Below are 24,105 nucleotides of genomic sequence, written 5' to 3'. Positions count from 1 at the left end.
GGGCTGCCGCCGTCGCTGGCTGGCCATTCTCACGATTGGAGAAGCCGTAGGATTGGGCGCCCAACTCGACTCGCGCCACATCGCCCAACACCACTTTGGAGCCGTCGACATTAGCGCGAAGTACGATAGCGGCGAACGCTTCCGGCGTGCTCAATTGCCCCTGTGCGGTCAACAGTGAGGACACCTTTTGGCCGGGTAAGACCGGAGACGCGCCGATGCTGCCCGGCACAATCTGTGCGTTCTGCTCCGTGATCGCGGTCGAGAGATCATTCACCGACAAGCCGAAAGCAATCAACTTCTCCGGCTCGATCCAGATTCGCATTGCCTGCTCAGCACCGAACAGCTGCACACGACCAACACCGTCAATGCGGCGCAGCTCCTCGACGATATTGCGCGCCATATAATCGTTCAGGGCGATCTCATCAAAGCGCCCATCATCGGAATTCAGCCCCACAATCATCAGAAAACTGGATGACGCTGACTCTACGCTCAGCCCATCCTGCCGAACCGCCTGGGGTAACCGAGGCTCAACGGCCTTGAGTCTATTCTGTACATCCACTTGGGCCAGCTCCGGATTGGTTCCTGGCTTGAAGGTGGCGGTGACAGAGGCCGATCCCGATGCATCGGCGGACGACTCGAAGTACAGCAGGTTCTTGACGCTGGACAGTTCTCGTTCAATGAGACTAAGCACGGCATCGTTCATGGTCTGCGGTGTTGCGCCGGGGTAAGTCGCAGTGATGGTCACCGAAGGGGGCGCGACCGAGGGGTAGTGAGCGACCGGCAACTGCGGAATGGCGATCACGCCCAGCAGGATGATAAACAGCGCGACCACCCACGCGAAGACCGGGCGCTGGATAAAGAACTGAGGCATTGCGGAGACTCCTGACGCTTAGTAAGAAGATGCCACTGAAGCCTCAAGAGGCGATGACCTATGCCAATCAGTCGCGCTGACGTCGACACCATCAGAAAGTCGCTCTATACCCTCGACGACAACCTTCTGCCCCTCTGTCACCCCCGTTTGAATCCGATAATTGCCGTTCGCCAATTCACCAAGCTCCACTGAGACCATCACCGCCTTGTCGCTGGCACCAATCAACCAAACGTAGGGCTTACCGCCGATGCGCACCACGGACTGTTGCGGCACCGTCAATGCCTTGTCATAACGGGCATAGGGCACGCGGGCGCGCACAAACATACCGGGCAGCAGGCGCCGATTGGGATTGTCCACGAGTACTCGCAGCAACAGGTCACCCGTGCTGGCATCCACATTGATGCCCGAAAAAAGAATGCGTCCGGTGACATCGTAGGGTGTACCGTTGCTGCCGAGGATGGTGACCGGTAAGCCACTATCGAGGGAGGGTTGCGCCGCCATCGCATCTTGAAGCGATTCGAGCGAGGAAGCCGAGCGCCGAACATCGACATAGACCTTATCGATCTGCTGAACACGGGCCATGGGCGTGCTATCACTGCTGCCGACAAGCGCTCCCTCCGTTACCAACTCCTGATCAATTCGGCCTGCAATGGGGGACACCACCGTGGAGAACTCCAAGTCAAGGCGGCGGCGCGACAGCGTGGCACGCGCTTGGGCTACCTCAGCGGCAGCTTGCTGGCTGCTGGAGACGGCATCGTCATACGCTTGGCGGCTCACCGACTGCCCTCTGACCAGCGACTCCAACCGAGCCGACTGCGAAAGGGCATGCGCCAGCTCAGCTTCGGCCTTCTGCAAAGCGGCTTCTGCCGTTTCCACTTCAGCTCGAAATGGCGCTGGGTTGATTTCGAATAATGGCTGCCCCGCACTCACGTCGGTTCCCTGTTCGAACAATCGACGTTGGACAATCCCGCTGACCTGCGGACGAATTTCCGCCACTTGAAAAGGAGCGACCCGGGCCGGCAAGTCTTCGGTCAGCTCTAATCTAACGGGTTCCAAGGTAACAACAGACACTCGGGCAGGCGGCGGTGCTACTTCTTGCTCAACTGGCCCGCAGGCGGTTAACACGCTTAGCAGTAAGGCACAGAGGCCACCATTGCGGTAAATATGTCGGATCGTCATGCATCGTCCCTTCAGGCATCGTTCTTTCAGACCTAGCTCATTGAGAAATAGGTAAACATTTGCCTAGCAATAAAATTGAAGGGGACTATATCGCTGTAGCGTGGTATTAACGTCGACGGTATGTGTAGATATGATGGAGAACACAATTAATGTTTCATTAGGCACTTACATGTCCACGACTCATCAGTCGCCAAATTCTTATTCTGGTCAGCAAGCACTGATTCTCATCGCCGAAGACGAGCCTGAGATCGCTGATATTCTGCAGGCTTACCTGAAACGTGCGGGCCTCCGAACCATCTACGCAGAAGATGGACGCAAAGCATTGGACATGCATTTGTCGATGAAACCCGATCTCGTCTTACTTGATGTAAAGATGCCTAAAATGGATGGTTGGCAGGTGCTGTCAGAGATTCGCCATCTTGGTGAGACGCCCGTCATCATGTTGACCGCGATGGATCAGGACATCGATAAGCTGATGGGCTTGCGTTTTGGTGCCGACGACTACGTCGTCAAGCCGTTTAACCCTGCCGAGGTCGTCGCACGCACTCAGGCAGTGTTAAGACGCACCATGGCTGATGCTAGCCATCAACCTCTTGTGCTCAGGGTTCCGCCTTTTGAGATCGACTTGGAACAACACGAAGCCTTTGTTCAGGTGAGAGGAGACTCGCACAGCCTTGCGTTAACGCTCACCGAATTCAGGTTGTTGACGCACCTTGCACGCGCACCAAAAAAGGTATGCACACGCGCAGAGTTGTTGGCCGCCTGCCTCCCCGAGGGCGAGGCGCTTGAGCGCACTGTCGACAGCCATATAAGCAAGCTGCGTAAAAAACTGGAAGACGTCGATGTGAGAGGCATACCCGTTGGCATACGCGGCGTTGGGTATCGACTATGGGGAACAGAATGAAACTCATTGGATTGAGCCGGACAATCGCGTTAACAATGGCAGCGATGGCGTTTGGGATAACACTGCTAGTCGTGGTGACCTCTTATGTGTTCTATTTCATTACCTTCCATTTTTGGCAGGGGTCGATTAGCGAACCCAACATGTTCCCGTCGGGGCTAGAGTGGGCTTGGCTCGTTAGCACTACGTTGGTTGGGCTGGCGTTCGCCGTGATAGTGGGCATTCACCTGGCACGTCGCATTCTGGTACCGCTAAACTCCGTCACAGAAAGCATGCGTCGCGTCGCGCAAGGCGATCTGGAGGCACGCGCCACGACGGGTGATCGCTCTTTAGGCGAGGCCGCCGTTTTGGCAAACGACTTCAATGCCTTGGCAGACCAATTACAGCGTATGTCCAAGGAAATGACGTTCTGGAACGCGGCGATTGCCCATGAGCTGCGTACGCCCGTTACTATTTTACGCGGACGCCTGCAAGGCTTGGCAGAAGGCGTATTCCCCCCCGAAAAACCCCAGTTTCAAAGTCTCCTTACCCAAATCGACGGCATGGCACAACTGATTGAAGACCTTCGCGCCGTGAGCTTGGCCGAAAGCGGCCATCTGAACCTTGAGATCAAGCAATGTGATCTTTCTGCTGAAATTGAATCAGTTGTTGAGTTTTGTAGACATGCCCTAAATGCATCAAATCATTATCCAACCCTTGATCTGCAATCTGGCGCCGTGTATTGCGACCCTGTCCGTATTCGTCAGGCATTGCTTGCGTTGCTGGAAAACGCTCGCCAGCATGCATCCCCAGGGACACTCATCATCCAAACGCGCCAGAATAACGGGTGGTGTGTTTTGCGTGTTATGGATGCCGGCCCAGGTATTCCTCAGGAATATGCTTCGCAGATTTTCACGGCATTCCGGCATGCGCGGGACACTGACAGTGGTATGCCAGGAGACAAGCGAGGAAGCGGGCTAGGATTGGCGGTGGTGGCGGCTATTGCCAGAGCCCATCATGGAGAGGCCAGATGCTACCCCTCTGATGAGGGTGGATCTTGTTTCGAATTGCGCTGGCCTTCTCAATCACACAGTACATGATCACATAGCGCGTGATTGCTGAATGGGCGGCGGTTGGTGGCAGCACAATCGCGAGCCGCTGCTAAAAAATGGGCGTTAAGCGATAGCCTGGATACCGTTTTTTTCTATTATCGCAGCGCGGGCCCACTTCGCAGGGTGCTCGGCCAATCAATCTTCAACGGCCTTCGTTCGAGCGGCTAGTCGCCAAAAGGAATAACTGCCTCAACATACCTAGCTTTTTTCAATTACTCTACGGCAAGGTGATAACCCCTTTCAGATAAGGGGCCACGCGGCCTTTGATAATCACGCGCTCGCCTTCCACGACGCAGCTGAGCGCGCCTTTTCGGGCGCCGCCCTGGCGTGCGGTTAGGGTTTGCTTGGCTAACCGCTTAGCCCAATAAGGTGCAAGCGACGTATGGGCCGAGCCTGTCACCGGGTCTTCTTCAACGCCCACCTTGGGGCCAAACCAGCGGGAAACAAAGTCCACATCATGGCTTTTAGCGGTGACCGCCACTCCTCGCCCCGGCAGCTGTTTAAGCTGTTGCATATCCGGTGCTAACGACTCAATCAACGTCGCATCATTAATCACCACCACGATATCGTCAGAGATCAGCAGCTCTTCAATGTCGATGCCGTTGAACGCCGCCGCTACCTCAGCGTGCATTGCCAAGGGTTCTAGCGTTTTCGCGGGAAAATCCATCGCCAGCTCGTCACCCTCACGCTTTACCAATAACTGCCCACTGCGGGTCTGAAATTGCAGAGTTTCTGAGCTATCACCTAGGGCATTAAAAATTACCCACGCCGCAGCTAAGGTAGCGTGACCGCACAGATCCACTTCTACCGAAGGGGTAAACCAGCGCAGATGGTAGCCTGCCTCCGTGGGTACAAAAAACGCGGTCTCGGAAAGGTTATTCTCCGACGCAATGGCTTGCAGCAGCGTATCATCCAACCACACGTCAAGCGGGCAAACCGCCGCGGGATTGCCCTCAAAGGGCTTAGAGGCAAACGCATCTACTTGGTAAAGATCAATGTTCATCACAGATAGCCTTTTCTAACTCAAGAGGCGACTTTGGGAGCTCCATGAGCGTGCGTAGTCGCTAATCACACTCGCTACGGCCTCGCCTTCTGAGGATACCAAGCCTTGATTGGTCAAGGTTCGGCTGAGCAGTGTTAACGCCTGTTCGAACTCTATGCCACGCTCGGTCAAACGGCGTTGATTTAGGGTGTAGCCTTGAACAAGATATTGTTTGAGTACATCTGTAGCCCACTTGCGGAACTGTACACCACGCTGAGATTTCACGCGGTAGCCAACTGAGATGATGACATCAAGATTGAAGTGATCAACCTGATAAGTTTTGCCATCTTCGGCAGTATGTGCAAAATTTGCACATACTGAATTTCGCTCCAGCTCACCCTCTTTAAAAACGTTGCGAATGTGCTTTGTAATAACCGAACGCTCGCGTCCAAACAATTCACACATTTGCGCTTGGCTTAACCAAACGGTCTCCTGCTCCAGCGTCACTTCTAGATGTGCTTGCCCATCTTCGCTGGTGAATATCTGTATTTGCTGGTTATTCATAAGTGTTGCCTCCAGGCTTACATCAAGTCCTATGCATCCCTAAAGCAAGCATCACTTAATGCAGCAACATTCACCTTTGCCTATCAGAGCAAATACTCAAGCGCGCTTCTCATTAGGGGTTAAGTAAACCTTACCACAAAAACTGTTTATTCATACAGCTAAATATTGCCATGGTTCTGCCAAGCAAATCTGCTAAGTAAAAGTGGGCGCTTCAACGCACAAAAACCATCACCACAAGCACCATGGTCAGCAATAGCAGGTACACCCTGGCATGAAGACGGTCAGGGATGCGCCCGATCCAGGTCGATGCCAGGCGGATACCGAGCCATGAGCCCACCACAAGTACCAACAAGGCGCGCAGATCCACATAACCGGCATACCAGTCCCCCACCGCTGGGTGATTTGCCGACAGCAACACATACGTCGCGGTGCCACTCACCGCCATGGGCAATGACAACGGATTGGCCATGGCTGTGGCTGCCGTCATGCTCGCGCCTCTGCGGCGCATGAGCGGTACGGTCATCACACTTCCGCCAACACCCAGCAAGGCGGCCAGTCTCCCAGCGCTTTCGTCCGGGAGGCGTTAAAAGAGGACGGCGCCTTAAAATGATATATTCGGATCACAAATTGAGCCGAATAGGCTTTTTATTCGGCTCAAGGATGAAATAGCCCTGCGCTGCTTATTCCTGTTAAGCTGTTAATGTCGTTAAGCCAGTCATGAAGCACCGATATATGGGTTCAAAAAAGACAGATCGCTGAGCCGCAACAACTTTGCTTTTTCGTTGTTGCGGCCGCCTGCTTAAACCACTTCCTTACATGTAGGCCGCCGCCAAATCATTTTATTTGCGCGGAGATTTTATCGTGCCTATTAAACATCCCCGGCTGTGGACTTACAGCCTTCCGGTAGCGCTGGTTTTACTGGCTCCTTTTAATATTTTAGCGTCGCTCGGCATGGATATTTACCTGCCGATTGTGCCCGCTATGCCAGCGATTCTCGGCACAACACCCGAGGTAGTTCAGCTAACGCTTACTCTGTACATGATTATGCTTGGCGTCGGTCAGATTATTTTCGGGCCGCTTTCAGACCGCTTGGGTCGGCGCCCGATTCTGGTTAGCGGGGTCTGCGTATTCGCTGTGACTTCATTGGCACTCGCGATGACCACGTCAGCTTGGCTTTTCGTGTTACTACGATTAGTACAGGCTGCTGGGGCGGCCGCGATGCTGGTGGCCATTTTCGCAACGGTGCGCGACGTTTATGCGGATACCCCCGAGAGTGCGGTCATCTACAGCTTAATGAACGCGATGCTGGCTTTCGTGCCCGCGCTTGGGCCGATTGCAGGAGCCTTAATTGCGAGATATTGCGGCTGGGAAGGCATATTTCTTGCCCTTTGTTTCTCTGCACTCATAGCGCTCCCGTTGGTATTACCGAAATGGCATGAGACACGACAAAGCAGAGAACACTCCAGCAGAGCCGATTTTAGCGTAGTGCTTAGGAACCCTTACTTCTGGGTTTATACGCTGGCTTTCGGCACGGCGATGGGGTCTTTTTTTGTGTTTTTCTCTACTGCGCCTAGGGTACTCATCGAAGGAGCTGGCTTATCCGAAATGGGTTTTAGCGTTGCCTTTGCCACGGTAGCTGTCGTGATGATTGCCACAACACGCTTCGCCAAGCGCTTCGTGGCACGCTGGGGAATCTCTGGCTGCGTGACTCGTGGCATGCTAATGCTACTTTTTAGTGCGGGCTTGCTTGGGGTAGGCGAGATCTTCCTGACACCCAGCATCTGGTCTTTCGTGTTCCCCATGTGGCTGGTTGCGGTCGGTATCGTGTTCACAACATCGGTGACAGCCAACGGTGCGCTTCATGAATTCAGCGAGATGGCAGGCACTGCCGTTGCCCTGCACTTCTGCGTTCAGAGCCTTATCGTCGGTGTGGTAGGCACAGGGGCAGTGATAGCACTTGATGGAAGCAGCGCTTGGCCACTTATCGCCTATACCGGCGGCATGGCAGCGATAACGCTTGCTATGCTTATAGGACTAACGCGATATAAACAGCAGAGGTAGGTTGATTCAATCAGCCCTAACGCCAATACAGATTTGCAGTTATTCTCCCGGAGGCACTGCTTATCTTTTCAGGCCATTCGTTCCAAAATGAATGGCCTGAGCCGTTAGCTCGCCCACCATCAGTAGCTTTCTCACTTCGAGTGTGCCGATCATGATGGAGCGCACCTATTCGGCATGCGCTTTCTTAGTAGAAATAAGGTGCACCAACCCCACAACAACCGAGCCCACCAAAAAGCCAATCACTGCCGAGCACAGCGTATTGAAGCTCCATCCCAGCGTGCCGCCCATGGCACCGGTGGCCTCGCTAATGCCAAGCTCAATATGGTGTACCCACTCATAGGGCGCGTTGAACCAACCCGTGCCGTCGGCACCCAGATTGACCATCAGGATATGCCCACCCACCCAGAGCATGGCGATGGTGCCCACCACAGAGATGGTCGCTAGCACCTTGGGCATGGCTGTCACCAGACCACGGCCCAGGGTCTGAACTCCCGAATTATCCCGCTGGGCAAGCTTTAGGCCGATATCATCCATCTTGACCAACAGCGCGACCACGCCATACACCAGAAGTGTGATGACAAACGCAACCACCACCAGACTCGCCAGCTGTGACCAGAACCCCTGATGGGAGACCGTGGCAAGCGCAATCACCATGATTTCAGCAGACAGAATCAGATCGGTACGAATGGCGCCACTGACGATCTTTTTCTCGGCTTCCGGCCCCTGCTCTACCGCTGGCTTGTCGTCCTCATGCTTACCGGAAAGCTTGTGCCAGACCTTCTCCGCGCCCTCAAAAGCCAAGTAGGTGCCGCCCACCATCAGGATGATCGGCAATAGCGCGGGCAAAAAGTGATTCAGTAGCAGCGCCACCGGCAGGATAAAAATCAGCTTGTTGCGAATCGAGCCCAGCGCGATCTTCTTCACAATCGCCAATTCACGCTCAGCGGTTACCCCCTGCAAATATTGCGGCGTCACCGCCGTATCATCCACCACCACCCCGGCCGCCTTCGCCGTCGCACGCCCTGCGGCGGCACTCACATCGTCCAGTGATGCTGCGGACAACTTCGCCAATGCGGCAATGTCATCCAGTAATCCTATCAAGCCGCCTATGGCCATGGGTGTTTCCTCCGTGAATAACAGGTGCAGATAGTAGAGCAAAAAGCGGCTGGGTAAGAGCACCAATAAGAGTAAGTATCGGGCACGACAGCCCAAAGCAGCCCTGCTGGCTCTTGCTAACGGCTATTATCTGATAATAAGCGACCATGCCCGCGTATCTGTTAAGCTGGATATGGTCGCTTAGAGGGGAACGTCAGGTAGCGATCTGCGGTGAAGTAGCAGTTGCCTGCCCTGATGGCTCCACCATTGCCGCTTCTGCCGATGAGAGCTGTTTAGAAGGCTTGGTTAGCAAATAAATCTGAGCGCCAACGCTGATAGGCAACAAGCTGAGACCGACTGTTTTGGCCAGTAGAAACAGCCACTTATTATCATAAAACCCGTTTACTGCCAGCCAGACCGTACCGCCTCCGATGACGACCGTCAGGGCTATACCCCAGCAGAAAATTACCGCCGTAGCATCGGTGAAACTGTTTAATCGCTTGGCGATTAGCGCGAGGATCCAGATAACTCCCACTACTGCCAGTAGCAGCAGGAAAAAGCCACCGGTCTGCAACGTTGAATCGGCTGCCCCGTAGTAATCCATCACTGATAGGTTGTTGAGGCGCCAAACCATAATGCCGCTAATGGCAACGCCCACCACGCCGATTATCAAATGGACAAACAGGTAGCGACGCAAGAAGGCCAGGCAGTTCAGCTGTTTTTCCGCAGGCATGTCCGGCCGCTGACGCAAAAGTGCATGTGACGGTTCGACATCGCGAAGAGAGCGCAACGTGAAACCCATGAACAGTGCCACGACGCCTATTATGGCCAGCAACACTATCGATAGCAGTGGGTAGCCAAGACCCTCATCCATACTGTTCGATGCCGCCCAATTGCTCATTGAGGATAAAGCCCCTAATGAATAAGTGCCGATCCCTGCGAGGCTACCCGCAACCCGGCCGAAGGCGTTAATACCTACAATGATGTGCAGCACGATCAATGCGAGATCCATTGAGAAGTGAGGCGTAAAATAGTGAATCCAAAAAAAAGCTTCAGGATAGTAGCTTGATGTCATGTCCCATAAGAGACGGTCTTGGCTCACAAGAAGCGCCCCCCCTAATTGGACGCTCAATAACAGGTAGGCAGCCAGCCAGTAGCGGTGCCGATCCATGCGCGGCTCGCTCTTTGAGCGGAACCAGTAAAGTTCTTTCAAGATGTGAAACATATCATTCCCTTGGTATTACAGTAACATTCGAGGTGGGCGTACAGATGCTGAACAACAAGCAGGATATTGACCAGCAGTTGTTGAAGCGTGTTGATAAAATCATTCAAACTTTGAACACTTCCAATACGCCCTAGCCAATTATACTTTGCTGCTACTCATCTTTGTAGTCTAGGCGATTCCGATCCGTTTTTTTGCCGATTTTCCAGACAAAACCTAATGGTTCAAAAATTAATCTTTAACCCAATAGCTCGCCGAAAACCTCTTTGATATCATCAAATTTTGTGTACTTATAGTTCACAAAATAGCTATTTTTAAAGAGTCGCCGTAAAGCGAGTTGCTCGCTTTACCGCCGTTAAGACCAACGCCTGCTTGTAACCGAGATACGACTGAATTCCGGGCTTAGAGGACTCATTCGCTTCCTACAATAGCTCGATTTATTTCAGTTTGCTGGCATCAAATACGAGTGAGACGACAGCAAGACAACACAGGAAGTGCCACCTACTTTGAATGTATGAATCTTCTGGAGATTGGCAATGGAACAACTAACAGGTGGCTGTCTCTGCGGTAGGATCCGAATCGTGGCCAATGGCGAGCCGCTTCGGGTAGGTATTTGCCACTGTATGGATTGTCGTAAGCATCACGGGGCGCTTTTCTACGCGGCGGCGGATTACCCCAAGCAAGCTGTCATTATCGAAGGCGAACCCAACAGTTATCAGGGCCGGTATTTCTGCCCGACCTGCGGTTCGTCGATTTTTTCGGTAAGCGAGGAAGAAATCGAAATACACCTGGGCGCCCTTGATTCACCCAATCAACTGAAACCGACGTATGAGCTTTGGAACATTCGCCGCGAGCATTGGTTACCGCCATTTCCAAACGTGGAGCGATACGAACGAGATCGGCAAGATTGAGCAGGTTCAAGGACTGCCGCTTAGGTCAGAAGGCAATCGATCAGCGCTTACCTTCAGTGCGCAACTTAGCCACTTCATCTAACGCCAAGCCTGTTGCTTCAGCAATCTGCTCAGCACTCCCAGTTTGAGCAGATTACGGGCCGTTTTCTCAATATCCAGCTTTTCGCCTTCCTGAATACCTACTTGGCGCTCTTGTTGTGCCCAGTTTTCCAAATTTTCTGCCAACATGTCTTTATCCTCCATCAAACTGTTGAGCTGATTGAGGTTGACCTCAGCCCCTAGCCGCTGAAGGTGGCGTTTAAGCCAGCGGGTAATAATCTTGTCGATACGCTCTTTGTGAGGGTCGGCCTGAATAATCGCCACAATCCGATCCACGGCTTGCTGAAGCCTCTGGCGATTTGTGGACGCCTTCTCGATACTGAAACCCCGCTTAACGGCGACTGCACCAAGCCTAACTATTCATCAGCATAGCGCCCTTCATCGACTAAATAATAACCCATGCGTGGCTGGTAGATCTGTAGGAGACCCGGCGGTTCCGGCATGGTGCGATCCACCGAAGAATCAGGTATACGGCCTTTGCCTAGGCAGAACGATGCCTCACAGCGTGGGTACTACAGCTCACGGCTCCACACCTGACCGACAAGATCCTTACCGAAGCTGTGATGGGGCGTTTCCTCAACCAGTTCGAAACCCGCCCTTTCATAGATCTTTCGCGCACCGATAAGTACGCTGTTGGTCCACAAGATGATTTTTTTGTAGCCAGCTTGGCGGGCGAATCTTAGGCATTCATCGACGAGACGGCCACCTATTCCAAGACCCCGGGCGCAGGGATCGACATAGAGTAACCGCAGCTTTGCGGTCGCTTCGTCCTCCCTAACGACGAACACGGAGCCAACGATGCTTCCCTGCTTCTCGACGACCCAGCACCGTTCCCATTGCGGGTCATAATCACGCAGATACTTGGCGACGATGTCTGCTATCAGTGCTTCATATTCACTGTTCCAGCCATACTCCTGGGCATACAGAACCGCCTGCCGATGGACGATCCATCCCATATCGCCCGGCTGCGGGTCGCGCAGCATGTAGTTCGAATCCGTATCGCCAAGCAGGCTCTCGATTTGATGCATAGCCTCGATCAACTGGTGTTGCTCAGGCTCCGAAAGCCGCTTGAGCATGGCAACAACTTCACGCTGCGATGCATCACTCAACGGCAGGTAAGTTTCCCGCCCATGATCAGTCAATTGCAGTTGTGCCGCCCGGCGATCGGAGGGCAAGGGGATCCTGGTGATGAGCCCCTTCTTCTCGAAGCCTTTCAGCACCCGGCTCACGTAACCGGCATTGAGCCCCAGCTCCTGGCAAATATCCGAGCTGGTAAGCATCGGCCGATGCGCCAGCTCATACAGAATGCGAACCTCCGTTAGCGAGAATGAGCTTTCCAGCAGATGCTCGTGCAGCACTCCGATCTGACGCGTGTAGAAACGGTTGAAGCTTCGCACCGTTCCAGCTCGCTCATGCAAGCGTTGCTCTGCGGACATGGGAGAAACCTCCAATTAGTTGCCTTAAGCACACATTTAATTGCTTTTGGCAACTATGTCAACAAGATCTCATAAGAAACTACTGACAAAATAAATCAAGCTCTCTCGACTGCGCGACGCCCTGAATATCAAGCGCCACACATCTCCCAAACAGGCATCTCCCAAGCAAGCAACACTCAATGAACAAAAACCATCACCACCAGCACCATGGTCAGCAATAGCAAGTACACCCGGGCATGAAGACGGTCAGGAATGCGCCCAATCCAGGTCGGCGCCAAGCGGATACCGAGCCATGAGCCCAATGCAAGTACCAGCAAGGCGCGCAGATCCACATAACCGGCATACCCGTCCCCTAACGCTGGGTGATTTGCCGACAGCAACACATACGTCGCGGTGCCACTCACCGCCACGGGCAACGACAACGGATTGGCCATGGCAGTGGCTGCCGTCATACTCGCGCCTCTACGGCGCATGAGCGGTACGGTCATCACACTGCCGCCAACGCCCAGCAAGGCGGCCACCGCACCAATCAGTGTCCCCGTCATCGCCGTTACCCCACGACCCATAGGACGCACATCACTCTCCGCCTGATGCAGAAAACCGGGTCGCAGAACAGCATCCGCAATCGTAATACTCAGATAGCCGATAAACGCCCAGCGCACCCACTCGCCACTTAACGACACGGCCGCCGCCGCACCAAGCACAGCGCCCACGGCGATATAGCCCACCAGCTGCCGCACCAGGTGCCATTGCACGGTTTGCCTTAGATGGTGGCGCCATGTGGACAGGGAAGCAGCAAAGATCATCAACGCCGTCGAGGTGGCCACCGCGATATGCATGGCCGCCTGACCGATACCACTTTCCGGCCCGTGGACGTAAATCAGCAGGGTATACAGCAAGGGAACCACCACGAACCCGCCACCGAAACCGAACAATACGGTGGTCACTCCCGCCACCCCGCCACAAAGTAGCAATACGCTATACACCGGCACTCTCCTGATGAAACGAAACAGCAGGCACTATATGCTGGCGAGGTTTGGCCGACATTCGTCATTCGGACAACCATCAACGCGTTTCAGCCAGGTTCACGCTAATGCTCAATACGCCCCTGTCAGAGGTGGATCATGTTGCACGTCCCGTGGTGGCCATCGGCACTGACTACCGCCCCGGCACCCTCCTGGACTTTCATACCCATCGCCGTGCCCAGTTTCTCTATGGCATGACCGGCTTGATGGAAGTCAATACGGATGACGGTACCTGGATGGTGCCGCCCTATAGCGGCGTCTGGCTACCTGCAGGCAAGCGCCACCAAGTGCGCATGAACGGGGTGAGCACCCGAAGCTTGTATATCGAACCCCACGTCGCGCCACGCGCTTCGAGCAACTGCGAGGTGCTGGTCGTGACGCCTCTCCTGCATCACCTGCTGCTGGCTTCCGCCCACATCCCCGCACTCTATGACGAAAACGGCCGCGATGGTGCCCTGGCTAAGCTACTCCTATACGAACTGGAACAGGCTCAGGCCCTGCCACTGTTTGCGCCTTTGCCCCATGACCTTCCGCTCGCCCGCCTGTGCAGAGAGTTTCTCGGCCAGCCGAGCATTCACACTCTTCCGGAGGAGTGGGCGCGGCAGTTACATTGCAGTCAGCGCACCTTCAATCGTCTGTTTCGTCAGCAAACTGGACTCTCCTTTGGCGTATGGCGCCAGCAGGCCTGCCTGATGGCAGCAATTCCCAGGCTGCTGTCTGGCAGTTCCGTTACCCGAACCGCACTGGAACTCGGCTACGACAGCCCAGCCGCTTTCTCCAGCATGTTTCGCAAGGTACTCGGTCAATCTCCCAGCACTTTTGTTCGGGCGGCTAGTCGCCCGCCGGAGGAAGGCGGCGGTTCTGGCTTGGTTTGCTGTCGTAAATTTATGCAGCAGATGGGCAAGTAGATGAGGTATTCGGAGCCCTGCAGATAGTCCTTGTCGCTTACTTGATCACCCGGGACTCAACACATAGATAGGAAAGTATTACCTCGACGGCATGGGCACGCCGCTCGGCAAGCCAATCCGGGTCAGCCAGATCCTGCTCGAAGATGATGGATAGCGTGTCGCGTTGATTGATGTGAATGATGGATAGCGAAAGAATAGAAATGTAGAGCTGGGTAGGGTCTACAGCCGAGCGAAATACCCCTGCTGCTTCCCCTCGCTTTAGGGTATCCCGGATCATGCCTACGAGCGGCGTCGTTTGTTGGACGACTTTGCTCGATTTACGCAGCATGCGCCCACCCAGCAAGTTCTCATTGCGCACCAAGCTGGTGAACTCGGGATGCTCGGCCATATGATCGAAGGTGAATTCGACCAGCGCGCGCATACCTGCAACGGGCTCGAGATAGCTTAAATTGAGTGCCTGCTCCTTGGCGCGCAACTCCTCATAGACTCGTTCGAGAACAGTCAGGTAAAGACCTTCCTTGTCATCGAAGTAGTGATACACCATGCGCACATTACAATCGGCTGCACGCACGATACGTTCCATGCGAGCACCATCGTAGCCGCGCTCGGAAAACTCTTGAGTCGCCGCTTGAAGCAGGCGCTCGCGTGTTTCATGAGCATTACGGCGGCTTTTTCCCCGGGTACGGGCACTCTGTTTCACATCGAGCGTATCGCTTTTTGTCATGTACACATCCTTGTTTCTATTGGTGCTATAGCCCTAACGCGATGCCATCGCTGCGAGGGTCATGAGCCGCGTAAAAGCCTTTCGCCGGGTCGATAACGACCGCGCCGGGGTGGCCAGCCAGGGCACTTTGAACGGGAAGCGAGCTCATCTGATGACCACGCCGGATCAATTCAGCGAAAATAGCATCTCCTGCATCCTGCTCCAGTTTTAGCGTGTCACGTCCATCGGAAAAGGTTCGCCCCAGTAGGAAGCGCGGCGCTTTAAGCGCACTGAGCGGATCCATGCCATAGTCTATCAAGCGCGTCAGCACGGCAGCGAGGGTTTGCGGCTGTCCATCTGCTCCTTGAGTACCGTAAAGTAAACGAGGCTTTCCATCGACACGATACATACCCGGGTTAAGGGTATGAAAAGGACGCTTTCCAGGGGCAAGCGCATTCGGATGAGCAGGATCAAGACTGAACGCGGCACCACGGTTATGCCACAAAATCCCCGTATCACCGACACTGACACCACTGCCCCAGTCGTAATAAATCGTCTGCAGCATGGAGACGGCATTACCGAAACGATCAGCGGCCGCTAGATAAACCGTATCGCCATGCTGATAAGCAAAGGGCCAATCCAATGCTTTCCCCGCGTCCACTTTTGCCGCTTCAGAATCAAGATGGGCAGGAGATAACAACCTTTCACAAGGCACCGACGCGAAATCGGGATCAGCCAGGTAGCTATTACGATCCAGGAAAGCGCGTTTTACCGCCTCCACCAGCAGGTGGTAATAATCGGCGCTGCCCTCCTCAATGTTGGAAAGATCGAAACGCGCCAGGATGCCCATTATCTCTAGTGTCGTCATACCCTGGGTTGGGGGACGATGGGCCAGCAGCTCGCCACCACGGTAAGGAACAGACAGCGGCTTTTCTATTCGTGCTCGGGTAGCCGCCAGATCAGCGCCGGTGAGTGGAGACCCTGCCGCTTCCAGCCCAGCGGCGATTTTCGCCCCCAACTGCCCTTCATAAAAGTCCCGGTAGCCTTGGGTCGCAATGGACTGCAGTGAAGCGGCCAGCTGTGGCTGGTACAGTTTTTCATCCTCATGGGGAATCTTCCCGCCTGGCATAAAGTGCTCTCGTACGCCTGGCATCATCGATAGCTCATCGCTACGAAAATCAAGCCAGAAGCGCTGCGATGGCGTCACCGGGAAGCCTTCCCTCGCTAGCTGTATCGCAGGTTCCATCAGCGCTGCCCAGCCCATTTGGCCGCCACAGTTCTGACGGGAAATCTCATGCGCCTGCCCCCAGGTATCGACCGTGGCAGCTGTGGTTAACATGGAACCAGCGCCCCTCGCAGGCAATTGGCCAGACAGTTCCAACTTAGCCTGTGGCGCCTGGCCAATGCCTGACAGGGTTTGCACACCACCGTTTGCATCCGCGATGATCATGAAGGCATCGCCGCCAAGGCCGGTAAAATGCGGATACGTCACTGACAGGCAGGCCCCCATGGTGATCGCCGCTTCGACCGCGTTGCCCCCTTCACGAAGTACCTTAAGACCCGCTTCTGTTGCCAGCGTATGGGGACTGGTCACCACCCCCTCATGGGAATGCGCCAACGCTGATGAAGTGATGCTAATAGACATTGCTACCCTCCTTATTCGGGCTGTTTAGCCGCCATACACCATATTGGGTAGCCACATGCTGATCGCAGGAATATAGGTCAGCAGTATCAAGGCAAACAGAGCAATGCCAATAAAGGGCAACGCACCACGTACCGCCTGGACGTAATCGACGCCGTTGATAGTGCCCGCCACAAACAGGTTGAGACCAAATGGCGGCGTAAACATACCAATCGCCCCATTCACGGTCAGCACTGCCCCCAGGTGGACAGGGTCAATACCAACGCGCATGCCCACGGTGTAAAACAGGGGGGCAAGAATCACCATAATGGAGGAAGCATCGAGGAACATGCCGGCAATCAGTACCGTCACATTGATCAGTAGGAAGATATGGTACGGATTCTCGGATAACGACAGGATAGCGTTGGCCAACATGGCCGCTAACCCATTACTGGACAAAAACCACGCCAGCACCGAGGCAGCAGCAAGAATAATCATTACCTGAGCCGTTGTGGTCGCCGCTTCAATCATGCTTTGGAATAGCTCTGCAAAGCTCTTCTCACGATAAATCAGGGCTGAGACCAACAGGGCATAGATCACCGATACAGCGGCGGCTTCAGTGGGCGTAAAGATACCGAGATAAATTCCACCCAAGACGACGAGAGGAACCCCTAACCCCCACGAAGCATCTTTGAATCCTGCTAAAACCTCGCCCCAACTGGGCGGCTCCACGGGCGTTACACCGTCCTTCTTGGCGCGGTACCAACAGTAAGGCAATAAGCATGCTGCATATAATAAACCGGCGCCCACCCCCGCCATGAACAGCGCACCCACCGACACCCCAGTGACAGCCGCGTAGACGATCATTACGACTGAAGGAGGAATGATGATGCCCAATGAACCGGCAGACACCAGCACGCCAATCGAAAATTGACCGGAATAACCCTCCTTACGCATGGCTGGATAGAGCAGTGAGCCCACCGACACCACAGTGGCCGGGCTCGATCCGGAAATAGCGCCAAAAAACATACTCGCGGATACCGCCGTCATCCCCATGCCACCGGTAAAACGTCCTACCAACAAGTTGGCCAAGCGGATGATACGCTGCGATAACCCACCCGCACTCATCAAACTACCGGTGAGAATAAAAAAGGGTATTGCCATCAATGGGAACTTATCCAACCCGGCAAACAAGCGCTCAGCCACGATCGCCAATGGAATATGGCTAAAGCTCCCCATCGCCACCGTGACGGAACCCGCCAATGCAATAAAGATGGGCGTTCCCACTAACATCAAAACAGCTAATAGCACCAGGAATGTGATGACCATGTTCTTATCCAATTTGATCAAGGTGGGCAGAGGCTTGCTCTCGACCAAGCAACGTCCGGAAGAAATGCTGGGTAAAGCGAATACCCATTAAGAGCGCGCCCACCGGAATGGCCAACTGAACGATCCACATGGGCGCTTGTAGAGCAGAACTCACCTGACCAAACCGATGGGTTTGCTCGGTTAACTGAAAACCGTAAAACACCAGGAAAAGGCAAAAAGCGATAGAAACCGCATGAACGAGCAACCCTATCCATTTCGCTAACAGTGGAGGACAAAACCTTTGCAGAATATCGATGCCGATATGAATCCCTTGCCGCGCCGCGACACTAGCGCCAAGCAGCACCATCCATACAATTTGGTAACGCACCAACTCTTCAGCCCATGAAAAACCATCGTTGAACACGTAGCGGGCAATGACGTTGGCGAAAAGAATGAAAGAGGCAGATAAAATCAGCAGGCCAATCAAAACCTCCTCGGCACGCGATATGAGGCGATCAAGTTTGCGCATAGCGGTCTCCACCAGCAATGAAAAACAACGAGGAAGAAAGGGCTACCGGGATCACCGACCAGCCCTTTAATGGGTGACGCGCTACTATTCGGTATCAGCAATGGCTTGCTGGAATTCCGCCATTAGATCTGCGCCAATTTCATTGGCAAACTCATCGTGCACCGACGCTGTCGACTCTCTGAAAGCCATCAGTTGGGCATCATCCAGTGTACTCACGTTAGTGCCACTGGCTTCGATAGTGGCAATGTAGCCCGTTTCACGGCGAGCGGTTTCTTCACGCTGGAATGCAGTAGTTTCACGTGCAGCGTCCGTTAATAGCGCCTGATTCTCGGGGCTTAAGCTATCGAACCAACTCTGACTAAACAGAAATGCATAGGCCAGATAAGCGTGGTTGCTGATGACCACATCCGACTGCACTTCATAAAATTTCATTTGTGTAATCGATACCAGCGGATTTTCCTGGCAGTCGACAATGCGCTGTTGCAGCGCGTTGTAGGTTTCGCCGAAGGCAATCGGTACCGGGTTAGCGCCCATCGCTTTAAACTGCTCCATGATGATAGGGCTTTGCATCACGCGTACCTTTTGGCCTGCGAAGTCTTCCGGGCCATTAACAGGCTGGTCACAGGTAAATTGCTTAAAACCACTTTCCCAAAAAGTAACCCCCTTCAGCCCCACCTGCTCTACCGTCGCCAAGAGATCATCACCGGCCTGCCCATCAAGAACGGTGTGGGCAACATCAGGCGAAGGGAACAAGAAAGGCAGGTCGACGATCTGCATGGCGGGAACGAAGCCCGATAGCTTGGCGGTCGGAATAATGGCAGCTTCCACAGCCCCCATCTGCAACTGTTGGGTGACTTCGACATCATCACCGAGAGTGTTATTGGGGAAAATTTCGACTGAAATCTCACCGCCGCTACGCTCAGCTACCATGTCCCTGAAGCGCTCAGCCGCCAAGTGTTGCGCACTATCTTCAGGCAAATCATGGTGAAACTTGATATTAATATCGGCACTCGCCATGCCGGTGTGTACCAAGGTGCCCAACGCAAAACTACAAGCGAGAGCCTTCAACTTCATGTTCTTAAATTGCTTTTTCATGGTGTGATCCTTGCCATTGCGCCCATTCAGAAAACACTCTTCATGGAGCGAGTTAAGTAACTATTTACTTACTTAAAGAATTGGCAATTATCATGCCACTTTGAAAAATAAGGGATTCTGCGGGTTGTTGAACGTATCTATGCCTAAATTCGCACCAACTTTGTGCTAAAGGGCTCAATATGGTGCGCATTTATTCGGGGCCTGATGCCCCCATCAAGCCATCGTACTCTTAATCAATTCTTGGCAGGATCAGGCTGGCGGCTCTTTGCCGCCCGGCAGTTGTTGCAAATACAGAAACAGAAAGGGCAGTCACTTGGACTGCCCTTTCGTTCTATACAGGAAGCGGGAATACGGGAACTAAAGCAGATCAGCGCTTACTCTCCATGCTCAGCTTCACCACTTCATCTAGCGCCAAGCCTGCCACCTCAGCAATCTGCCCATCACTACGACCCTCAGTTTGAGCAGATTACGGGTACTGTCTCAGCCCAGATATTCCTCCACTTCCTGGGTGGTGCGCGACAGTGGCAACTACCTAGTGTTCAGTTTTTCTACCGCACGAGCGACGTGGAGCTCTTCAGCGATGGCAAGCATTCATCGACCGAGCAACCTTGGCTCAATGCGCAGCAACCTGGGTGTCTCCATGTCGGCGGCCTGGTTTGAAAGCATGTGAACGCGCCCCCCATGCGACGATGAAACCGATAATCAGCAAGACCACCAGAGCCCAGGGGAAGGCGCTGACGCCCCATGCATTAAGGAGCATACCGCCAGCGACGCCACCGCCCGCAATCGCGCCATTCCAGGCCACTACATTCATGGAAAGCGCCACATCCGCGCCACTTCCGGCCGTATCGGCCAGCGCCGTTTGCAGCAATGTGGAAGCACCGCCGAAGGTAACCCCCCACACCACAATACCGATAAAGACGACAACGGAGCTTTGCGTGTTGACACCAAAGATGAATGCGGTGATCGCGAACGCCGCCAGACTTACCAGTACCGTGATTCGCAAATGGCTGTCCACCAGCTTGCCGGCCATCCAGATGCCACCCAGCGATGCAACGCCAAAGGTCAATAGCGCCAGATCAACCCGTTCGCCGAGGCCCGTTGTCGCCACAAACGGAGCAATGTAGGTGTAGAGAATATTGTGTGCCAGCATCCATGCCATGACTACGGCAAGCACGGGCCGCACGCCCGGGGTCGTAAAGACTTTTCGCAATGGCATACGCTCGCCTTTCGGCTGGCCGGGATAGTCGGGAACCTTGGCCATTACCCATACTGCCAGCACCAGTGTCAAAGCAGACATGACCCAGAAAGCGGTACGCCAACCGGCGACAGAGCCCATGTATGTCCCAAGAGGCACCCCTAGAGAAAGCGCAATGGGGATGCCGACATCGCTACAGCCATGGCGCGCCCTTGTTGATGGGGAGCAACCATACGCCGCGCATAACCCGCGAGAAGACTCCAAGCCAACCCAGCGGCAACACCCGCAAAGAAGCGGGCAACCAACGTTATGGCATAGCTACTGGATAGCGCCGTGATCGAGTTAAAAACCAAGAACCCGATAATGGTGAGCAGCAAGACATTACGTCGTCGCCAACCACGCGTCGCAATCGTCAAAGGAATCGCCGCTAACAACGACCCCAGCGCATAAGCCGTCACCATTTGACCTGCCAAAGCCTGGCTGATCCCGAGGCCTTCACTGATTTGAGGTAACAAGCCCGCAGGCAGCGTTTCTGTCACGATGCAGATAAAGCCCGTCATGGCCAAGGCCAGCAGTGCAGACATGGGAAGATTATCGGCCGCCGCCGATTCAGCCTGAATAGATGAGGAGTCCACAAAAAATACCTTTTCGAAGATGAAGTTTAGCGCTAGGCAGCAAGCACCCAGAGCATTCCATGAAACTTATGTATCGATCGGTATAAATATGAGGTACCCGCCAGATTATTGTCAATAAGTTTTGTATCGAGTAGTCTATAACTCACATATCTTAGTGACGTACTGGAGTTATCAATGGCACAGATGGGGCGTCCCAGAGCGTTTGATCGGCAGCAAGCCATCGAGCAAGCGATGCACCTTTTCTGGGAGCAGGGTTACGAGACAACGTCTTTGAGCCAGCTCAAAGCTCAGATCGGTGGAGGCATCTCTGCGCCAAGCTTTTATGCCGCTTTCGGATCTAAGGAGGCCTTATTCAAAGAGGCTGTGCAGTGCTACCTGGAGAGCTATGCCCGCGTGACAGACGGCCTATGGGACGATGAAATAGCTCCCAGAGACGCGGTCGAATTGACGCTGCGTCGCTCAACGAAAATGCAGTGCGAATCGGGACATCCAAAAGGCTGCATGGTGGCCTTGGGAACCATGAGTGCGCCAAAAAATGAGCATGCTCATGTCACAAAGCCGCTGGCCGTCTCACGTGCGCGTACTCATGCCGGGTTTGTACGCTGCGTTGAGCGCGGCATTGCTATGGGCGAGCTTTCGGAAGGTACCGATGCCCAGGCCATGGGTACGGCGTTCAGTAGCTTTCTGCTGGGTGTGTCGATATCAGCGAGAGACGGCGTCAAGATATCGGTCTTCAATGCCTCTATTACCGAGCTCATGAAGCTGTGGGACGCCGCATGCAATGGTTCGCAGGCCCTTATGTAAACCAAGTATTAGCCAGCCAATGAAATGGGATGGGATGGGATGGGATGGGATGGTTAAAAAGTTATTCTCCCGCTAAATAATGTTTCTGCCGCTAATTTTTCTGCTGCATCATGCACGCTTATATCCTTTAACTGGACACTCAATGCATAACCTATGGATTCCCGTCGTTGCCATTTTCATCGTTGCTGGCCTGGTATTCGGTAGCCAGGCCTATTCCGAGGCACAGCGTGATGCCCACATCGCCGCGACTATATCTGACAGCCTCGACAGCCAGACACCCGCTGAGATTTCCAACTTGAAGCGAGTCAACAAGGGCTATGGTGTATGCGGCGACTATGCGCATTCAAGCGTCGAGCTCGGCCACTTCTACTACAACAGCGCCACCAAGCAACTGGCCTTGGGCATCGATGCCCCTCTTTATCGCGACAACTGCGAGAGCGTCTCTGAATGAACCCTTAGGCTTTTCAGATCTATCTTACGGATAGCTTGTTAGGGGGTTACGCTATTTGTGCTAAGGAGAAATACGAAAGAGCCCAGCCGGGATAAGTGATCCCTCTAGATGAGCCGCTTTAGGAGGCATCACCGACAAAAGAACGCTAACTGTCATAGCCCAGGAAAACCACCTTATTACGACCACTGGACTTCGCCCGGTAAAGTGCTTTATCAGCGCTGTTCAGCAGGCGAACAGGGCCACCCGAGTGGCAATTAAAATGATCAAAGCTAGAAACACCGACGCTAACAGTCACATAAGCATCAGCCCCGACATCTTCATTGGGAATATTCAGGCACTCCACTGCCTCACGTAGCCTTTCCCCTATGTGCCGGGCCCCTGCTTCATCTGTGCCAGGTAAAACCACCGCGAACTCTTCTCCACCATAGCGCACCGCCAAGTCAGAAGGCCGAAACAGAACACCTTTCAACACAGCCGCAACTTGTTTCAAACAGTGATCGCCGCTGTTATGACCATAGCGATCATTGAATAGCTTAAAATGATCTACGTCGCACATAATGACGGACAATGGCGTAGGGTTTCGTGACAGCCGGTACCACTCCGTATCAAGGGCTTCATCCAGTACACGGCGGTTCGCTAACCCCGTTAATGGATCGGTATTGCTTAACATTTTTAAGTAATCATTCTTCTCATTTAGTTCTTTTTCAGCCTGATTAATTTGATTTCGAAAGAACATTAAAAAGACACCCAACAATCCCAGCACAGCCGCCACGCTACCTGCATACATGATCTCGACCCATGGAGAAGGAATCGGTGTGATCGCGGTGTCCGGTGAAAAGAGAAAATGGGTGATCGTAAAAAGCGTCCCGAGTGTTGCCAGGAGTACAAAATACACCAGAGTACGAAGATTTTGATAAAGAAAAAGCAATATGCCAGCTAGGGTAAAATAATATAGATGCACCCCCGCCTCCGAGCTGATGTAATAATTAACAAGTAACAGCTGACAGCAGGTGTTAACCAGTAACACTTTTTTTGCAGTAGCGTATCGACGTTTATGATTTAATAGCAGAACCGACAAGTACACGACTATAAAGATCAGATTGGCAACAAACACATCGTGATAAAGAGTATAATCATAGATAAAATAAAAGAGCTGGTACGGAAACACGGTAGCCAGGGTAAAAAGTAGCGCAATCTGATTACAAAGCTGTATCTGTCTCCTCGTTCTTGGCGAGTTTTTTTGAACACCAAGCGACCAGAGTCTTTTTATATTAAGCATCGCCGACTCCCTCTTGCTTCCTCGTGGAAAGCGAGCATGAGGTGCAAACCTTCTCTCAGGATACTCAGATCTTGGCCAAAACAGGCAGAGTAAGTTTATCCCCCGTGGGGTTATTGGTAATAAGTCCGTTTTTAGAC

23 protein-coding genes and 1 pseudogene are annotated in these 24,105 nt (G+C 53.5%); 7 read left to right on the top strand and 17 right to left on the bottom strand.

Annotation, left to right across the window (positions count from 1 at the left end; translation table 11 throughout):
- Both JI62_RS22920 and JI62_RS13870 read right to left on the bottom strand, forming a co-directional pair.
- The coding region (locus tag JI62_RS22920; RefSeq protein WP_240513248.1) for an efflux RND transporter permease subunit at positions 1-871 on the bottom strand (871 nt) is incomplete at its 3' end.
- Between the two features lie 18 nt (positions 872-889).
- A complete protein-coding gene (locus tag JI62_RS13870; RefSeq protein WP_088700716.1) occupies positions 890-2,050 on the bottom strand; it encodes an efflux RND transporter periplasmic adaptor subunit in 1,161 nt (386 codons plus the stop codon).
- Between the two features lie 130 nt (positions 2,051-2,180).
- On the opposite strand from JI62_RS13870, the gene JI62_RS13865 reads away from it, so the two are divergent.
- Together JI62_RS13865 and JI62_RS13860 are read left to right on the top strand one after the other, a co-directional pair.
- Positions 2,181-2,954, top strand: coding sequence for a response regulator (locus JI62_RS13865; protein ID WP_240513247.1), 774 nt, complete (start codon positions 2,181-2,183; stop codon positions 2,952-2,954).
- Positions 2,939-4,030 (top strand): ATP-binding protein, encoded by a 1,092-nt coding sequence (locus JI62_RS13860; RefSeq protein WP_240513246.1) that lies wholly within the window; start codon positions 2,939-2,941, stop codon positions 4,028-4,030. The genes JI62_RS13865 and JI62_RS13860 overlap by 16 nt, the downstream gene beginning before the upstream one ends.
- A 229-nt stretch (positions 4,031-4,259) precedes the next feature.
- On the opposite strand, the gene JI62_RS13855 is transcribed toward JI62_RS13860, so the two are convergent.
- The 3 genes from JI62_RS13855 to JI62_RS13845 form a co-directional block, all read right to left on the bottom strand.
- A complete protein-coding gene (locus JI62_RS13855; protein ID WP_088700713.1) occupies positions 4,260-5,045 on the bottom strand; it encodes a PhzF family phenazine biosynthesis protein in 786 nt (261 codons plus the stop codon).
- Between the two features lie 15 nt (positions 5,046-5,060).
- Positions 5,061-5,588 (bottom strand): virulence RhuM family protein, encoded by a 528-nt coding sequence (locus JI62_RS13850; RefSeq protein WP_205737523.1) that lies wholly within the window; start codon positions 5,586-5,588, stop codon positions 5,061-5,063.
- Positions 5,589-5,799: 211 nt separating this feature from the next.
- Positions 5,800-6,144, bottom strand: coding sequence for a TSUP family transporter (locus JI62_RS13845; RefSeq protein ID WP_276206574.1), 345 nt, complete (start codon positions 6,142-6,144; stop codon positions 5,800-5,802).
- A 311-nt stretch (positions 6,145-6,455) separates the two neighbouring features.
- Between JI62_RS13845 and cml the strand changes: the two genes are divergently transcribed.
- Entirely contained in the window at positions 6,456-7,649 is a 1,194-nt protein-coding gene (cml, locus tag JI62_RS13840) for a CmlA/FloR family chloramphenicol efflux MFS transporter (RefSeq protein WP_205737540.1), read from the top strand.
- A 165-nt stretch (positions 7,650-7,814) separates the two neighbouring features.
- Here the strand turns inward: cml and JI62_RS13835 are convergent, their stop codons facing one another.
- Together JI62_RS13835 and JI62_RS13830 are read right to left on the bottom strand one after the other, a co-directional pair.
- Positions 7,815-8,765, bottom strand: a complete 951-nt coding sequence (locus tag JI62_RS13835; protein WP_088700711.1) for a DUF808 domain-containing protein — start codon at positions 8,763-8,765, stop codon at positions 7,815-7,817.
- 193 nt (positions 8,766-8,958) lie between these two features.
- On the bottom strand, positions 8,959-9,969 hold the full coding sequence (locus tag JI62_RS13830) for a hypothetical protein (protein ID WP_088700710.1): 1,011 nt from the start codon (positions 9,967-9,969) through the stop codon (positions 8,959-8,961).
- A gap of 533 nt (positions 9,970-10,502) precedes the next feature.
- On the opposite strand from JI62_RS13830, the gene JI62_RS13825 reads away from it, so the two are divergent.
- Positions 10,503-10,877 carry a GFA family protein gene (locus tag JI62_RS13825; RefSeq protein ID WP_088700709.1) on the top strand — a complete coding sequence of 125 codons (375 nt, stop codon included), beginning with the start codon at positions 10,503-10,505 and terminating at the stop codon, positions 10,875-10,877.
- Between the two features lie 78 nt (positions 10,878-10,955).
- On the opposite strand, the gene JI62_RS22915 is transcribed toward JI62_RS13825, so the two are convergent.
- The 3 genes from JI62_RS22915 to JI62_RS13810 all read right to left on the bottom strand — a co-directional run bounded on the left by JI62_RS22915 (position 10,956) and on the right by JI62_RS13810 (position 13,398).
- Positions 10,956-11,252: a hypothetical protein gene (locus tag JI62_RS22915; protein ID WP_240513245.1), complete on the bottom strand. Its 297-nt coding sequence runs from the start codon at positions 11,250-11,252 to the stop codon at positions 10,956-10,958.
- 236 nt (positions 11,253-11,488) lie between these two features.
- A complete protein-coding gene (locus JI62_RS13815; RefSeq protein WP_088700708.1) occupies positions 11,489-12,412 on the bottom strand; it encodes a bifunctional helix-turn-helix transcriptional regulator/GNAT family N-acetyltransferase in 924 nt (307 codons plus the stop codon).
- A 176-nt stretch (positions 12,413-12,588) separates the two neighbouring features.
- Complete coding sequence (locus JI62_RS13810; RefSeq protein WP_088700707.1) at positions 12,589-13,398, bottom strand: sulfite exporter TauE/SafE family protein; 810 nt, start codon at positions 13,396-13,398, stop codon at positions 12,589-12,591.
- Between the two features lie 107 nt (positions 13,399-13,505).
- Here JI62_RS13810 and JI62_RS13805 point away from each other — a divergent pair, with 107 nt between their 5' ends.
- Entirely contained in the window at positions 13,506-14,345 is an 840-nt protein-coding gene (locus JI62_RS13805) for an AraC family transcriptional regulator (RefSeq protein ID WP_088700706.1), read from the top strand.
- Positions 14,346-14,382: 37 nt separating this feature from the next.
- Here the strand turns inward: JI62_RS13805 and JI62_RS13800 are convergent, their stop codons facing one another.
- The 6 genes and pseudogenes from JI62_RS13800 to JI62_RS13775 all read right to left on the bottom strand — a co-directional run bounded on the left by JI62_RS13800 (position 14,383) and on the right by JI62_RS13775 (position 21,359).
- Positions 14,383-15,069 carry a TetR/AcrR family transcriptional regulator gene (locus JI62_RS13800; protein WP_088700705.1) on the bottom strand — a complete coding sequence of 229 codons (687 nt, stop codon included), beginning with the start codon at positions 15,067-15,069 and terminating at the stop codon, positions 14,383-14,385.
- A 25-nt stretch (positions 15,070-15,094) separates the two neighbouring features.
- Complete coding sequence (ggt, locus tag JI62_RS13795; RefSeq protein WP_088700704.1) at positions 15,095-16,693, bottom strand: gamma-glutamyltransferase; 1,599 nt, start codon at positions 16,691-16,693, stop codon at positions 15,095-15,097.
- A gap of 24 nt (positions 16,694-16,717) precedes the next feature.
- The gene (locus JI62_RS13790; RefSeq protein ID WP_088700703.1) at positions 16,718-17,998 is read right to left on the bottom strand and encodes a TRAP transporter large permease; all 1,281 of its coding nucleotides are present in this window, start codon (positions 17,996-17,998) and stop codon (positions 16,718-16,720) included.
- 4 nt (positions 17,999-18,002) lie between these two features.
- On the bottom strand, positions 18,003-18,506 hold the full coding sequence (locus JI62_RS13785; RefSeq protein ID WP_088700702.1) for a TRAP transporter small permease: 504 nt from the start codon (positions 18,504-18,506) through the stop codon (positions 18,003-18,005).
- Between the two features lie 84 nt (positions 18,507-18,590).
- Positions 18,591-19,601, bottom strand: a complete 1,011-nt coding sequence (locus JI62_RS13780) for a TRAP transporter substrate-binding protein (protein ID WP_088700701.1) — start codon at positions 19,599-19,601, stop codon at positions 18,591-18,593.
- A gap of 613 nt (positions 19,602-20,214) precedes the next feature.
- Positions 20,215-21,359: pseudogene (locus JI62_RS13775) on the bottom strand (MFS transporter).
- A 249-nt stretch (positions 21,360-21,608) separates the two neighbouring features.
- Here JI62_RS13775 and JI62_RS13770 point away from each other — a divergent pair.
- Together JI62_RS13770 and JI62_RS13765 are read left to right on the top strand one after the other, a co-directional pair.
- Positions 21,609-22,238, top strand: coding sequence for a TetR/AcrR family transcriptional regulator (locus JI62_RS13770; RefSeq protein WP_088700700.1), 630 nt, complete (start codon positions 21,609-21,611; stop codon positions 22,236-22,238).
- 142 nt (positions 22,239-22,380) lie between these two features.
- Positions 22,381-22,689 (top strand): hypothetical protein, encoded by a 309-nt coding sequence (locus JI62_RS13765; protein WP_088701336.1) that lies wholly within the window; start codon positions 22,381-22,383, stop codon positions 22,687-22,689.
- A 145-nt stretch (positions 22,690-22,834) separates the two neighbouring features.
- On the opposite strand, the gene JI62_RS13760 is transcribed toward JI62_RS13765, so the two are convergent.
- Positions 22,835-23,968: a GGDEF domain-containing protein gene (locus JI62_RS13760; protein ID WP_088700699.1), complete on the bottom strand. Its 1,134-nt coding sequence runs from the start codon at positions 23,966-23,968 to the stop codon at positions 22,835-22,837.
- Positions 23,969-24,105: the final 137 nt, after the last annotated feature.

This window comes from Halomonas campaniensis (assembly GCF_002211105.1).
Taxonomy (GTDB): Bacteria; Pseudomonadota; Gammaproteobacteria; order Pseudomonadales; family Halomonadaceae; genus Vreelandella; species Vreelandella campaniensis_A.
The sequence above is the reverse complement of the archived record's forward strand: the minus strand, read 5'-3'. Positions and strand labels throughout refer to the sequence as shown.

What these genes read in the sequence shown, in the direction of transcription:
- JI62_RS13825 (WP_088700709.1), top strand. Translation starts at nt 10,503, where the DNA reads ATGGAACAACTAACAGGTGGCTGTCTCTGCGGTAGGATCCGAATCGTG.
- JI62_RS13765 (WP_088701336.1), top strand. Translation starts at nt 22,381, where the DNA reads ATGCATAACCTATGGATTCCCGTCGTTGCCATTTTCATCGTTGCTGGC.
- JI62_RS13865 (WP_240513247.1), top strand. Translation starts at nt 2,181, where the DNA reads ATGATGGAGAACACAATTAATGTTTCATTAGGCACTTACATGTCCACG.
- JI62_RS13815 (WP_088700708.1), bottom strand. Translation starts at nt 12,412, where the DNA reads ATGTCCGCAGAGCAACGCTTGCATGAGCGAGCTGGAACGGTGCGAAGC.
- JI62_RS13760 (WP_088700699.1), bottom strand. Translation starts at nt 23,968, where the DNA reads ATGCTTAATATAAAAAGACTCTGGTCGCTTGGTGTTCAAAAAAACTCG.
- JI62_RS13835 (WP_088700711.1), bottom strand. Translation starts at nt 8,765, where the DNA reads ATGGCCATAGGCGGCTTGATAGGATTACTGGATGACATTGCCGCATTG.
- ggt (WP_088700704.1), bottom strand. Translation starts at nt 16,693, where the DNA reads ATGTCTATTAGCATCACTTCATCAGCGTTGGCGCATTCCCATGAGGGG.
- JI62_RS13855 (WP_088700713.1), bottom strand. Translation starts at nt 5,045, where the DNA reads ATGAACATTGATCTTTACCAAGTAGATGCGTTTGCCTCTAAGCCCTTT.
- JI62_RS13805 (WP_088700706.1), top strand. Translation starts at nt 13,506, where the DNA reads ATGCTCAATACGCCCCTGTCAGAGGTGGATCATGTTGCACGTCCCGTG.
- JI62_RS13770 (WP_088700700.1), top strand. Translation starts at nt 21,609, where the DNA reads ATGGCACAGATGGGGCGTCCCAGAGCGTTTGATCGGCAGCAAGCCATC.
- JI62_RS13830 (WP_088700710.1), bottom strand. Translation starts at nt 9,969, where the DNA reads ATGTTTCACATCTTGAAAGAACTTTACTGGTTCCGCTCAAAGAGCGAG.
- JI62_RS13780 (WP_088700701.1), bottom strand. Translation starts at nt 19,601, where the DNA reads ATGAAAAAGCAATTTAAGAACATGAAGTTGAAGGCTCTCGCTTGTAGT.
- JI62_RS13785 (WP_088700702.1), bottom strand. Translation starts at nt 18,506, where the DNA reads ATGCGCAAACTTGATCGCCTCATATCGCGTGCCGAGGAGGTTTTGATT.
- JI62_RS13860 (WP_240513246.1), top strand. Translation starts at nt 2,939, where the DNA reads ATGGGGAACAGAATGAAACTCATTGGATTGAGCCGGACAATCGCGTTA.
- JI62_RS13870 (WP_088700716.1), bottom strand. Translation starts at nt 2,050, where the DNA reads ATGACGATCCGACATATTTACCGCAATGGTGGCCTCTGTGCCTTACTG.
- JI62_RS13790 (WP_088700703.1), bottom strand. Translation starts at nt 17,998, where the DNA reads ATGGTCATCACATTCCTGGTGCTATTAGCTGTTTTGATGTTAGTGGGA.
- JI62_RS13850 (WP_205737523.1), bottom strand. Translation starts at nt 5,588, where the DNA reads ATGAATAACCAGCAAATACAGATATTCACCAGCGAAGATGGGCAAGCA.
- JI62_RS13800 (WP_088700705.1), bottom strand. Translation starts at nt 15,069, where the DNA reads ATGACAAAAAGCGATACGCTCGATGTGAAACAGAGTGCCCGTACCCGG.